Raw genomic sequence first — 12680 nt, 5'->3', positions numbered from 1 at the left:
GACAAGGGTTTTGGGAGGCGTTTCCCGACGCGCTGCCCTCAGATGGCCGAGTGTTCGGGGAGGTGCCGGGCATAAAAAAAAATCGCCACCCGAAGGTGGCGAGTTTTGGAGAGAGGGGAGGCTGACCTCGTCAGCGCTCTCGCCGCTTCAGGGCTGGCGCGTGCCCTCAAACGAGGCTTCCATCTGGGTGGGCGGCCCGTTGTCGCGGCGAATCTCCCCGTGGAAGATCCCCTCGTCGATCAGGTCGACCTGACCATCGGAGTCGGTGTCATACATCAGGCCTTCGCCTTCGACGAAGAGGTTGATGGAGAAGTCCAGGTCGGCGAGGAATTGGTTGGCGTAGGTGCTGATCAGCGGCGCGACCAGGCTGCTGCAGACGCCGCCGATGGGCAGGTTAATGCCGGCCACGGTGACGGTGCCCAGGTTGTCGCAGATCCAGTAGTTGAGCGCGCCCGAGATGCTATTGGCGTTGCCGCCGGTCATCGCCGGGATCAGCGTGTTGTTGAGGATCTCCAGGATCACCAGGCCGTAGGGTACGGTGAGTTCGTGGGCATCGATCTCCAGGCGGTTGTAGTCGGCCAGTCGGCCGTCCCACTCCGACTCCAGGGCGCCGATGGTGCTGCCCGAGCCCAGGCCAAAGCGGATCTCGCCACAGTCGGCCGGGCTGGTGTCGGTGCAGTTGCGTCGCCAGTAAAAGTTCATCGCGCGCCAGGAGTCCACCCCGCGCAGCTCACCTTCGCCGACCTGCTTGTTGGAGATGGTCAGGATGCTCTCGACCTTCATCTGACTGATGGTGTCGTTGAGGTCCTGGCCGATGGCCATCAGGTCCTCGAAGAACTGCATGCGGCTGAGCTGTTCGTTGATGAATTCTTCGATGGTGTCACGGGCCTCTCCGCCAAAGGCCAGCGCGATAGCGCATTCTTCGAGGCTGCGATTGTCGCAGACCCAATCTTGAGCCCAGTCGACGGCCAGATCGGCGATGGCGCGACCCGGGTTCGAGATGGCCTCGATTGCGCCCACGATGGTCGAGCCAATCGCCCCGGTGCTTGAGATCGCCTCGCGGAAGTCCCAGTAGCTCTCCACGTTGTAGACGCCGGTGGACATCAGGTGGAGCAGGTCCAGGGTGACGACGACATCGGTAATCGCTTCGGGCTCGGCGCTGACGTCGTCCAGGCAACCAAAGGCCATGATCTGATCAAAGGCGCCGCGACCGTAGACCACCGCGGTGAAGCGGTGCGTGGGGTCGATCGCGTCAAAGGAGGCCATCTCGGTGATGTCGAGCAGGTCGGCCTGGTGCACCGGCGCATCGGCAGGCGGCAGGAAGGTGGGGATGGTTGAGCAGGGGTGGCGCACCGAGTCCCAGAGCCGGACCTGCACCATGCTCAGGGGGGCCAGGTCGCTCTGGCTGTAGTCCACACCCACGCGCAGATCGCCGGTGGGGGCGTCGGTGATGTTGATCACAAACTCCACCGGCGCGTTTGCGCCCGGGTGGGAGGCGCGCACGCGCAGGGTGCCAAAGAGGTCGCCCACCACCAGGAGGTTGCTGGCGAGCCCCTGCTCGTTGGTGATCACCGCGCGTGACTGCAGGCGGACGTCTGGCGAGCCGGTGTCGGCGAGGATCTCAAAGGTGATGGACTCGTCGGCGACGGGCTGGTCCTGATCGTCGACCAGGATCGTCTGCAGCCGGGCGGTCTGTCCCAGGTAGGTCTCCGAGGCGGCGTCTCCCACAACGCGCAGTGTGTAGCCCTGCGCATGCGGGTTGCCGGTGTCGGGGGGATCACGATCGGTGTTATCACCCACCCGGGTGACATCGTCGCCGCTGTTATAATGCACGCTGCTCTCGCCACAGCCGACGCCGGTTAAGAGCGCCAGCGCGAGCAGTGAGACAATGTAGGTAGAGGTGCGAGTCATCGGCAGATCCATGAGGTAAGTCGGCGACAGCTTGCCGGAGTGAGCCCGGTTAAGAACTCTCAAGGTTAGAGCAAGTCATATGCCACATGCAAAATGTGACGAAATCCATGCTTAAGTACGCGCAGCTGTAGCGAAATGCAGCGCAGATGACAAGTGGTGTGAGGGCATAAGTTGGCGAGGATGGGTGGGTTTTTACTCCAGGTGCCTCGTCGGGCGTGCCAGAATGGCACAGAATCCGGCGTTAGCGGTCCTTTGGCGGGGCGCCGGCTGCGTGGCGGGACGACGCATATAAGAGGGGGAAGGGGGGGCGCATTTAGCGTAGAGCTTCTAAGAGCTCGGCAAGCCCGGCGTCCGGTGGTGTGAAGCAGCCGCCAAAGCAGGGCGGGCCCGGAAACTCGTCGCGACGCTCGGGCTCAAAGAGCTCCCAGGTCTGGCGGTAGTCCACCAGTTTGCGGCCGGCCAGGCTCCGAAAGCGATCGAATTCATCCTGGCGCATGCGGGCGTGGTGGCCCGGGTGCCACTCAAAATGAAAGATATCGTCATAGCGCGCCCCCCAGATGATCCCGAGCCCTTCGGCCAGCTCGCCGATGCGTTCCCACCGGGCCTTGTCCTGGTCGTAGTGCCGGTTGGCCTCGCTCATGGTGGCGCGGTGGGTCAGGTTGAGATCGAAAGAGAGACCCACGTGATGCCAGCTCGCCAGGCGCCGGCCGCCCGGCGGACTCCAGCGCCGGTAGCCCGAGATAAAGATCACTTCGATGCCCTCGTGCTCGAGCAGCGCATATAGAAGGCGCGCGCGCAGGGCGATCTCGGGGTGGATGGTCTCCAGGTGGTGGCCCCCGCGAATCTCGGAGGTGGGGGGCAGGGAGATCGGGGGGAGCGTGGGGTTGAGGGCCGGCGGTACCGCGTCTGCGCCGGGAGCGCCGGGGGGCGAAGCGCCCGCCAGCGCGGGCGATTCGGGGTCGAGCGGGCATTGGGCCGAGGCGTCCACGCCCAGGACCTGGGCGCGTCCCTGGTAGCCACGTTCGCGCAGGCCCTGAAGCAGGCGCGTCACCTCGCAGGCGTCGACGCCCACCTCCACCAGATGCAATTCCCTGGCGAGCACTCGGAGGTTCTGGAGGCCCTGGAGGGTGGCCAAACCGGGGAGCCCCACCAGCATCAGGTCGCCACCCACGGCTTCCAGGTTGCGCAGGCCCTCCAGGTGGTTGAGCTGCGGGCTCTGGCGCACGATCAGGCTGCCCTCAATCCGGCGCAGGCTCCCCAGGTCGGGGAGCGCCGGGGCCTCGTAGCGCTCGATCACCAGATCGCCGGCAATCAGGGTGCAGCCCTGCAGGGATTCCAGCGGGCCGGGCGGGCAGATGCCGGCCTCGGAGGTCGTAGTGACCACGCGGCCCCCGGTGGATTGCTCGGCCCCCAAGGCCGGCTGCGTGTGTTGCGCGCTGGCGCAGCCGGCGAAGGTGAGCAGCGCGGTGGCGCTGAGCACCGCGATCTGTGCGAGTTTAGTCATCGAGCGACGAGAGGTGTGAGAGACCATGGCCCAACTCCAATCCAAAAAGACCGGGGGAGCATAGCACAGGTGGTGGCGGGATTCTGAGCGGGGAGGCGGGGATGTGCGGTGGGGCGGGAGTGAGGGGGGCAGCGTGTGCTCAGAGTGATGGTTTTGTCTCACTCGTCCTGTTTATAGCCCGGAGGGATTGGAGATTGATGCTGAGGTCGGGCGGTCGTGTAAAAAGGTCGCCTGAAGGTGGAGAGGTTTAAGGTTGTGATAACGAGAGCGATGTAGGTTTTGAGCGTGAGGATTGTGCACGTGCCACCTCCCCTTCCACCACCCGCGCCACAAGCGCGGGTGTTTCGTTGAGGGGGAGGTGGCCGGCGCCCTCGATGACGTGCAGCGGGGCGGCGGGGAAGAGCTCTTGCCACAGGGGGATGCCGCGGATCAGGGCACCGAAGGTGTGCTGGCCGTGCACCAGGGTCAAGGGGGTGGTGACCTCATGAAAGCGGCGAGCGTGGCCCATGCGGTCGAGTTCGCGCAGGTAGGAGAGGGTGGTGCGCATGGGGGTGTGGGCGACCGTGGTCAGGTCGGGCTGGTTGTCGCCTTGAGTGGCGAGGGAGCGGTTGGTGAGCCAGCGGCCCAGGGGATTGGCGAAGGTTGTGGCGTAGGCCAGGCGCCCGAAGCCCGGGATGAGAAAGAGCTTGAGGTACCAGGGATTGAAGGCGAAGGGTTCGACCATGATCAGGTGGTCGAGCTGGTCGGGGTGGCGGCGCAAGAGCTCGATGCCCAGGAGCGCACCGCTGCAGCTGCCCACGCCAATAAAGGGGCCCGAGTGACGGGTGCGCAGCGTGGCGAGCCAGTCGGCGACCGGTTCCACGATGGCGTCCAGGGAGTAGGTGGCCGGTGCCGGGGAGCGGCCGTAGCCGGGCCAGTCGCAGGCGGCAAAAGCGCGCTGTGGGGGGAGATGGGCGCGCAGGGGATCGAAGGTGTGGTAGCTGCCTCCCCAGCCGTGCAGGCCGATGATCAGGGGGCCTTTCTGGAGGGCTTCGAGGGTGTGAAGGTGGGGGAGGGGAGAAAGGGCGGTGGACATGCACAACTCTCATCTACGGCGGGTCGAGATGCCGGGGCATCGGGCTTCGGGGCGAAGCTCTCACCGAAGGAGGGGAAGGCAAGTCGGGATGTGAGCGTGGCGGGCGGTCGTCCCGGGCTCAGGAGGTGCCGGCGCCCAGGAGGCCCTGGAGCTCGGCGACCGCGGGGCGAAGGGCGCCGGGGTTATGGCGAGCGATGTCCAGGAGTTCGACGATGAACTTCATGGCCTGGCGTGGCGAGGTGACCAGGCCGTGGCGGTAGAGTCCGGCGATGATGCGGGGCAGGAGCTGGTCGAGGGCCGCCGGCAGCGCCTGGGTGTGGGCCTGGCGGTAGAGGCGGAGCACGCGGGCGGCCAGAAGCTCAAAATCGTCGGGGCCCAGGGGATTGAGGTCGACGAAGGCGTCGTCGGGGGCGGCCTCTCGCAGGGCGTTGACGCCCTGGTCGTCGGGGGTCATGGCGAAGAGGGCCAGCAGGCCCTGGCCAGGGGAGTAGCGGGCCGGCAGGGTCTGGAGCACCCCGAGGCCGCCGTGGCGGAGGTCGTCTTGTTCAAAGGGGGCGGCGTCGGCGCCCAGGCTGGCGGCGGCCATGGCTTTGAAGAGGTTGGTGGCGTGCTCGCGGTTCTCGCTGGAGAGCAGGGCGAAGCGTTCGGCCTCATCAAAGAGGAGCACCAGACCGGCGTAGCCGGCGTCGCGGGCCAGCACGTGGATGCCGCTCAGGAGGTAGGCGTAGATGCGGGCCCAGGGGCGGTAGTCTTTGAGGCTGTAGACGGTGCGGTGCTTGCCTTTGAGGCGGCGCAGGGCCTGATCCAGGTCGCGGTTTCGGCCCATGGGCTGGCCCTCGACCCAGCGCATCAGGCGGTCGAGAAGGGGTGGGTCCGGGGTGTGTTGCAGGCGCTCAAAGTGCGTCAGCGCGCAGCTCAGGTAGAGGTGTGCCTCGGGCGTGGGCAACTCGCCGCAATCTTGATCGGGCCCGGGCAGCGGGGGGAGAGCGAAGCGGGCGCGGGCTTGCGGGCTCTGGAGGGCGCGCTCAAAGAGGGGTGTGAGCCCCTGGCGAGCGGCCCCGGGGTGCTCGGGGTAGGTGAGCTGGTCGATGAGCCCGCGGTAGACGCGGCCGGGGTTCCCCGGGGAGCAGGCGCGGGCGTCGAGGACGACGCGGGCCACGAGAAAGTTCTGGGCCAGGGCCTGACGAGCGATCACCTCCAGGAGGTGGGTTTTGCCGGCGCCGTAGTCGGCCAGGAGCACGCGCAGGTTGCCGGCGCCGTGGGTCAGGGCCTGGAGATCGTCGTTGACCCGGGCGATCTCGTCGTGGCGGCCCACGGTGTAGGCGTCGACGGCTTCGTCGGGGACGACTCCCAGGCGCATGGCCTCGACGACGCGGGGGGGCAGCCCGGTGCCGGGCTGAGGGCGGCAATCCAGGAGGGTGACCGGGCCGGTGCCGGTGCCGATCAGCGCGGCGTTCTGGCCAAAACGTCGGGCCAGGTGAAGGGCGTCGTCGGGGGCCAGGGGATAGATCAGGAAGCCCTCTTCGGGGGGCCAGTCGCCTTGCGGGTCCAGCGCGCGGGTGGGCCGGTGGTGCAGGCCGCGCTCTTGAATGAGGTGGGTCAGCGCGGCGTGGCTGCGGGCGTTTTGTGCGGGGGAGCACAGCCGGGAGGCCGGGTTATGCGCGGTGATCAGGGCCCAGGGGGTCTCGGGGGTCAGCTCCGGGAGGGCGTCCAGGGCGCCGGCGGGCTCGTCGCAGCGAAGCTCCCGGGGCTCGGGAGTGAGGACCAGATAGCGGGCGGCGGTGTAGGCACGCCAGAGCATGTCGGGGTGGGGGGCAGATGAACTCATGGCGGCAGCCGTGTCAGATGAGGCCAGAGAGAGCGCGGTGCGGAGCCTCATCGAAAATGCGTCGGCTGACAAGGGGCGACGCGTGCGAGGGGGCCAGGGAGAGCATCTGAGCGGGCGATTTAGCGGGGTAAAATGGAAGGTCAGGGGTCTGAGTGGGCGATTTAGCGGGGTAAAATGGAAGGTCAGGGGTCTGAGTGGGCGATTTAGCGGGGTAAAATGGTAGGTCAGGGGGCTGCGTGGGTGATTTAGCGGGGTAAAATGGTAGGTCAGGGGGCTGCGTGGGTGATTTAGTCGGGAAAAAGGGGAGGTAAGAGGGCTGAGTGGTCGGGTTCGGTGGGGAGCCCGCGAGGTAAGTGCGGTGTCGATCAAGCTTTGCATATGGTGAAATTTTAGTAGGATTCTATCACACGATTTCGACACACGCGCGCGGGGGGCTGTCAGTGAGTCTGGCGTCCTGAATGTCGCTCGCTGAAACCGGCGCGTTATGTGCAAAAAAAGGGGCGAGGCTTATGGATAGCGACACGGACCTGGTGGCTCGGATGGATTGGGTGAGCACGGAACACGATGTCGACGCGTTGCTCAAGGTGATGGCCGGTTGGATGGAGCACGAGCGCCTGGAGGAGCTTGTGGAGCGTCTGCCGGGGTGTCTGGCCGGTCGGATTGGCGTGGCGAGCGTGGTGGTGATCCAGGAGACGTCGGGGGAGCGGGTTGTGAAGGCGGCCCACGTTCAGGGTGAGGTCTCCTCGCTTGAGGCCTGGGGGCAGCGGCTTAACGTGGGCGCGCTGGCGGCGCGTCCGGGGCCGGCAGAGCTTGCGCCCCCGGAGGATGAGCCCTGGGCCTCGGGGCTGACGCTGCCGCTGGATCTGGGGGAGGGGGTTGAGGCGGTGCTCGCGCTTCTCTCGTGGACGCGGCCCTTTGACAGGCGTTCGCGTCGTCTGGCGAGTCGGCTCGCGCAGGGGGCGGCGGCCACGCTCAAGCGTGCCCGTCAGGCAGCGCTGGCCGAGGAGGCGCGCGACCGGGCGCAGCAGCAAGCGCAGGCCTGGGAGGCGCGCGCCACGCAGGCGCTCGCCATGGTCCACGGCCTTGGTGAAGGGGTGGTCACGCTCAACGAGGCCGGGGAGGTGACCTTTGCCAACGCCAGCGTCGCGCGGCTGCTGGGGCAGCCGGTCGAGGTGTTGCAGGGGCGTGACTTTCATGGCCTGGTCCACCCGCAGGGGCGTTGTGGCGGGGATGGTGAGCCCTGTGCGCTGGAGTTGGCCATCTCACGGGGGGCCGAGGTGCGCTCGCATCAGGATACCTTTGAGCGCAGCGACGGGATGCGTTTTACGACGCTGACGACCATTGGCCCGCAGCCGGATGCCTCGGCGGGGAGGGGGTTGGTGGCGGCGATCCGTGACTTGAGCGACTATCAGAACATGAAGGCTCGCCAGCTGCTCAACGATCGCATGGTGGCGGCGGGCACGCTGGCGGCGGGGATGGCTCACGAGATCAACAACCCCCTGGCCTTTGTCGATGCCAACATGCGCTTTGCGCTCCAGGCGTTACAGGGGGGCAGTGAGGTTTCCCCCGCGTCGATGGAGGAGGCGCTGATCGAGGCGCTCGACGGGGTGCAGCGCATGCGGCGTATTGTGGAGGGGATGGGGGTCTTTGGGCGAGGGGCTGGCGAGTCGCGGGGCTGGATTAATCTGGAGCAGTGCCTGGCGGATGCGATGGTGGTCAGCGCCGGGGAGGTCAAGCGGGTGGCCACGCTGCGGCGCGTGGGTGAGCCGCTGGGACAGGTGCGGGCGAATGCGGCGCAGATGACCCTGGTGTTGGTGAACCTGCTGATGAACGTGGTTCACGCCTTTGACGCGTCCCATGCCTCACCGGAGGTAGTGGTGCGCACGGCGCGGACGCAGGAGGCGGAGTCGATTGAGGTTCGGGACAACGGCCGGGGGATGTCCGGGGCGTTGAGCGCTCAGATCTTCGATCCCTTCTTTACCACGCAGCCCGCCGGGCGAGGCACCGGGCTGGGGCTTTTTGTGGCGCGCAGCCTGATCCATGAGCTGGGCGGTGAGCTCGGCTGTGAGAGTCGTCCTGGCGAGGGCTCCTGTTTTCGGGTGGTGTTGCCGCTGGCCGAGGCGGCGGGCTGAGGCGGGCGCGCGTTGGGGGAGTCTGGCGAGGGAGGGGGGCGTCAGTCAAACGCGTAGACGGCTTCTTCGCCATGCTCGGCGACCAGGCGGTCGACGTACATCAGCAGCTTTTCGCGCTGCTGCCAGAAGACTTTGAGGCGCAGGCGGTCGCGGCTGTCCTGGGCGGGGAAGAGGATGGGGTCGACGACTTCGGGGCGCATCATGCGCACCGCGTCGATCATCGCGCGGCTAAAGCGGGTGACCCGGGGCAGGCGGCGTTCGACCACGGCCATGGGTTGGAACTGGAAGGCGGCGCCGTTGTCCAGGCTCAAAAAGGAGCCGGCCACGAAGTGGTTGTTCACCCCGTAGTAGTCTTCGACGGTGCTGTAGCGGTCGAAGTTGTTGGTCAGGTAATCGAAGACGGTGAGGTTGGAGAGCTGGCTGGCGAGCTGGCGGGTGGTGGTGTCGCCGAGCTGGTTGCGGAGGCGCTGGGCCTGGCCGGTGGTGTCGGCATCGATGACCTTTTCGACGACGTGGTGCGCGGGCTGCTCCAGAAGCTGCGGGTCGGCGTGGAGGTCGACCAGGGGCGTCCAGGTGTCGACGTACTCGATGGGCCACTGGTGGATCTCGGGCACCCAGTCTTTGATGACGCCGTGGAGGAACTCCTGGTCCTGGCCGGCGTCGTCGGCTTCGAGGACCCAGCGCAGGTCTTCAAAACGTTCGCGGGCGTAGTCGCGCTGGCGCGAGGTGTTGACGCGGGCGTAGAGCGCGTCGAAGTCGTCGCGGCTGATGCGGGCGTGTTTGTTTTCGGGGACGATAAAGCCGCAGGGCAAGATCTGGCAGAGGCGGTAGGCGGCGATCTCGGTCTTCCAGCCGTCTTCCCATTCGAGTTGGGCGGGCTTGAAGGCGTAGCGGGTCTGCCCCTCCTCGACCACGCGCAGGCTGACCGAGCGGCCGCCGCCCAGGGCGCGTAGCGCGGCGTTGTCGGCGGTGAGCAGCGTTTCGGTGGGGGTGTAGAGGGTCGGATCGTGTTCTAGCGCGCGGTCAAAGAGGCTCTGCAGGGCGCCGGGAGTGGGAGCCTGGCGGTAGGCCCGGGTCAGGATCTGGCGCGCCAGCAGGTGTTCGCCGCGCGCCAGGGCTTCGCTGGCGAGTTGGTCGGGGGCAGCGGCCTGAGCCAGGGCCTGGGAGGCCTCTTCGGCGGCCACGTCGATGGCCTCGGCCTGGCGGCGCTGGCGTTCACGGTCCAGGGCGAAGTCGTCGATGAAGAGGGGCTCCACGGCGAGCGCCGGCGCGTAGGTCGCGGCCTGCGAGGCGCTCGGGAGGGCGGAGGCGCCCGGGGCCAGGGAGGCGTAGGTCACCGCGGCGCTGGCCACGCCGGTGGCGATCAGGGCCAGGGTCCAGGGGAGCACGTGGCCGGTGCCCAGGCGGCTCCACAGCGAGCGCTCCAGCGGGAGCGGGGCGGTTTCGGCCAGCTCGGCGCGGATGGCCGGGGGGGAAATGTCGGCCGAGGCTTTGAGGGGATGGCGCGTGGCGTGAGCCAGGAGCATCGCGTGGAGTCCGCGGGCCAGCGAGGCCTGAATCCGCTCGTAGATCGGGTGCTCTTCGAGGGCGATGAAGGGGCCCTCGTCTTCGGCGATGGCGTCGGCCACCACCCAGATGCCCCGCTGGAAGAGGGCCAGCAGGGTTTGAAAGTCGATATTTCCGTAGACCGCGTCGCCGATTTTCAGGCGGTAGCGCGCGGCGGTCGGGGCGGCGCTTTGCAGGACCCGGGCGATGTTGAAGGGATCGGCCAGGGGGGCTGACGAGGCGTCTGGCGCGCGCTTTTCCGGGCGTTGCGAGGCGTGCGCCGGTTGGGGGGCCGGCGCCTGGGGCGCGGGCGCCGGCGGTACCTCGGTGGGAGGGGGCGGCGGTGGGGATGCCTGCGGCGCGGCGGCGGTTTCGAGCGCGGCGGCGGTTTCAAGCGCGGCGGCGGTTTCAAGCGTGTCGGCGGTTTCGAGCGCGGCGGCGGTTTCAAGCGTGTCGGCGTCGTCTGCGGCGGCGTTGTCGGCCGGCTCGGAGGCCGGCTGGCGGGCGTCGTCGGCGCCGGGGAGACGATCGAAGGGGCGGGGTGTGTCGTCGACGATAAAGATCTCGTCGGCCGCCTCGCTGACGACGTCGGAGATCCAGTCCTCGCCCCAGCCTTCGTCCAGCGCGCTGAGATCGTCGCGGGAGCCCGGTGTGCTGCGGATGGGGGAGGGCTTGGTGGCGGGAGGCTGCTCGGTGGCCAGCGCGGTGTTTTTGCCGCGGAGCTCCCGGAGGAGGGCTGCGGCCAGCGGGCGCATCGGGTCGCGGCGGTCGGCCTCGGGCGCGCGCGGCTGCGCCGCGCGTGATTCAAAAAGCCCCAGCCGGGGCCGGGGGATGTCCGGACTCGCCAGGGTGTCGCCGGCGGTGTCCGCCGTGACACCGCTGTGAACCGAGGCCTGGCGAGGCGCGTCTGGAGCGGGGGGAGGCGTCTGGTGGCCGAAGACGTTGGCGTGCTGGACCCGGGCCCAGCCAGCGCTCGCGCTTGTCGTGCGGGCCAGCGTGATCGGGGCGCCACAGAGCGGGCAGTCGACGGCCGGGGCCAGCGCCTGGCCGGCGGGGCCTCGCACACGAAAGCGGGCGGCGCAGCTCGTGCACTCAATGTCGCGCAGCAGGGGGGCGTCGTCGGACATGGCGTCAGCGGGGACTTCGGGCGACCAGGGACTCAAGGGGCAGTAAGGCGCGTCTCTACGCGCGCGCCCCTTGAGGGTTACCATGTGCGACGCAAAATGAAAGAATTTAGCGGCCTTCGCCCCCCGCTTCGTCGGGAGCGTTGTCGCCGGGAGCCCCGGGAGTGTCATCGCCGGTAGGAGCGGGAGCGGCGGTGGCCACGCCGCTGCGCAGCGCGCCCTCGGTGAGTTCGAGCACGTCCCAGCGGCTCATCTGCGGGTCGGTGGTTGAGCGCAGGGCGTGAATGCGCAGGCCTTCGGGGGTCTGGGAGGCGTCGACGCGGGTGATCACCGGGGTGGCCAGGCCCTGGTCGCTGACCTGGCGGCCGTAGACCACCAGGGTGACGCCCTGATCGTCGACGGAGAGGGGAGACGAGGGGGTGAGTTGGCCCAGGGCCTGGGGGCCGGCCAGGGAGACATGGTCAGCCAGGAGCGCGGAGATGGCGTCATCGCCGTGGGTCTCTCGGAGCGCGGGGGCGAAGAGGCGCAGAGCCCGCTCCCAGGAGTGTTCTTGCGCGGCCCGGGTGAAGTGTGACCAGGCGGCCACCATCAGGCTGCGATCGTCGACGGGTTGGGGCGCCGGGCGCATGGCCACCCCGTCGCAGGTTCCGGTCAGGCGCATGCTGCCGTGGGCCACCTGGTCGGGAGCGGCCGGGGTGACGAAGGCGCCGGCGATCACGTGACCGTGCTCCGAGAGCAGGTAGCGGCCCAGGAAGGCGCCGCGCTCGTCGACGCCGCGGGCCATGAGGACTCGGGCGCGTTCTTTGTCGGTGGCGACCTCCTCGGCCACCCGAACCTGGCGCACGGGGAGTGCGGGGCCCTCGGCCGAGGAGTGCAGCTCGGCGGTGATGCCGGCGCCGGCACCGGCGCTGGCGAGCACCGGCCAGAGTGCATCGTGCTCGATGGAGGGCAGCGGGGGAAAGAGCCCGGTGACGGAGAGCGCCGGGGATTTCAGCTGCCAGGGGGAGCGCAGCGGTGTCTCGGGCAGCAGCCCGCCGGGGGAGAAGGTCACCGCGACCGGCTCCAGCTGATCGTGCCACCACTCTCGGCCGGGGTAGCGGATCCCCTGATAGATCGGGTAGAGCCCGGCGGCGCGGTTGATGAGCTGGAAGCGCTCGGCATCGTCTGGAGACGCGCGCAGCTCCAGGCGTCCGGTGCTCTGGCGGCCCACGGTGGGGCTCAGGGGGGCATCGATCACGTAGTCATACACCAGCGGGCAGCCCTTATCGACGCGGTAGCTCCAGTCGATGTCCTCGGTCGATGCCTCCCCCGGGGAGAGCGCCAGATCGGCCATCAGCTCGGTCCAGTGCTGGTCGAGGGCCTGTTGTAGCGCGGCCTCGGAGAGGGCCGGGGTGTCGGCTTCTTCGGGTGGCGTGGCGGGCACGGCATGACAGCCGGTAAAGGCCCATGATACAAGCACCGGCGTAACGACGCGCCAGAACGAACACTGCCCAACGTGGTTGGTGGACATCTTCCCCCCCTGATGTAGAAGTCATGGATATGGCATCGCTCTGAATCGCCG

7 protein-coding genes are annotated in these 12680 nt (G+C 68.2%); 1 reads left to right on the top strand and 6 read right to left on the bottom strand.

The window, feature by feature from the left end:
• Positions 1–147: 147 nt before the first annotated feature.
• The 4 genes from DL240_RS13095 to DL240_RS13080 all read right to left on the bottom strand — a co-directional run bounded on the left by DL240_RS13095 (position 148) and on the right by DL240_RS13080 (position 6318).
• On the bottom strand, positions 148–1911 hold the full coding sequence (locus tag DL240_RS13095; RefSeq protein ID WP_111730347.1) for a hypothetical protein: 1764 nt from the start codon (positions 1909–1911) through the stop codon (positions 148–150).
• A gap of 313 nt (positions 1912–2224) precedes the next feature.
• Complete coding sequence (locus DL240_RS13090; RefSeq protein WP_111730346.1) at positions 2225–3442, bottom strand: M15 family metallopeptidase; 1218 nt, start codon at positions 3440–3442, stop codon at positions 2225–2227.
• A gap of 220 nt (positions 3443–3662) precedes the next feature.
• Entirely contained in the window at positions 3663–4490 is an 828-nt protein-coding gene (locus DL240_RS13085; RefSeq protein ID WP_111730345.1) for an alpha/beta fold hydrolase, read from the bottom strand.
• 118 nt (positions 4491–4608) lie between these two features.
• Positions 4609–6318 carry a BREX system ATP-binding domain-containing protein gene (locus tag DL240_RS13080; protein WP_158542556.1) on the bottom strand — a complete coding sequence of 570 codons (1710 nt, stop codon included), beginning with the start codon at positions 6316–6318 and terminating at the stop codon, positions 4609–4611.
• 509 nt (positions 6319–6827) lie between these two features.
• On the opposite strand from DL240_RS13080, the gene DL240_RS13075 reads away from it, so the two are divergent.
• Positions 6828–8450 carry a two-component system sensor histidine kinase NtrB gene (locus DL240_RS13075; protein WP_111730343.1) on the top strand — a complete coding sequence of 541 codons (1623 nt, stop codon included), beginning with the start codon at positions 6828–6830 and terminating at the stop codon, positions 8448–8450.
• Between the two features lie 41 nt (positions 8451–8491).
• Here DL240_RS13075 and DL240_RS13070 read toward each other — a convergent pair whose 3' ends face one another.
• The gene (locus tag DL240_RS13070) at positions 8492–11206 is read right to left on the bottom strand and encodes a hypothetical protein (RefSeq protein ID WP_146618287.1); all 2715 of its coding nucleotides are present in this window, start codon (positions 11204–11206) and stop codon (positions 8492–8494) included.
• 22 nt (positions 11207–11228) lie between these two features.
• The gene (locus tag DL240_RS13065; RefSeq protein WP_111730341.1) at positions 11229–12629 is read right to left on the bottom strand and encodes a hypothetical protein; all 1401 of its coding nucleotides are present in this window, start codon (positions 12627–12629) and stop codon (positions 11229–11231) included.
• Positions 12630–12680: the final 51 nt, after the last annotated feature.

This window comes from Lujinxingia litoralis, from assembly GCF_003260125.1.
Lineage (GTDB): Bacteria > Myxococcota_A > Bradymonadia > Bradymonadales > Bradymonadaceae > Lujinxingia > Lujinxingia litoralis.
Note: the sequence above shows the minus strand (reverse complement) of the source record. Positions and strands in the feature narration are given on the sequence as shown.

Excerpts from the sequence above, each read along its gene's own strand:
- DL240_RS13070 (WP_146618287.1), bottom strand. The coding sequence starts at position 11,206 with ATGGTAACCCTCAAGGGGCGCGCGCGTAGAGACGCGCCTTACTGCCCC.
- DL240_RS13075 (WP_111730343.1), top strand. The coding sequence starts at position 6,828 with ATGGATAGCGACACGGACCTGGTGGCTCGGATGGATTGGGTGAGCACG.
- DL240_RS13080 (WP_158542556.1), bottom strand. The coding sequence starts at position 6,318 with ATGAGTTCATCTGCCCCCCACCCCGACATGCTCTGGCGTGCCTACACC.
- DL240_RS13065 (WP_111730341.1), bottom strand. The coding sequence starts at position 12,629 with ATGTCCACCAACCACGTTGGGCAGTGTTCGTTCTGGCGCGTCGTTACG.
- DL240_RS13090 (WP_111730346.1), bottom strand. The coding sequence starts at position 3,442 with ATGGTCTCTCACACCTCTCGTCGCTCGATGACTAAACTCGCACAGATC.
- DL240_RS13085 (WP_111730345.1), bottom strand. The coding sequence starts at position 4,490 with ATGTCCACCGCCCTTTCTCCCCTCCCCCACCTTCACACCCTCGAAGCC.
- DL240_RS13095 (WP_111730347.1), bottom strand. The coding sequence starts at position 1,911 with ATGACTCGCACCTCTACCTACATTGTCTCACTGCTCGCGCTGGCGCTC.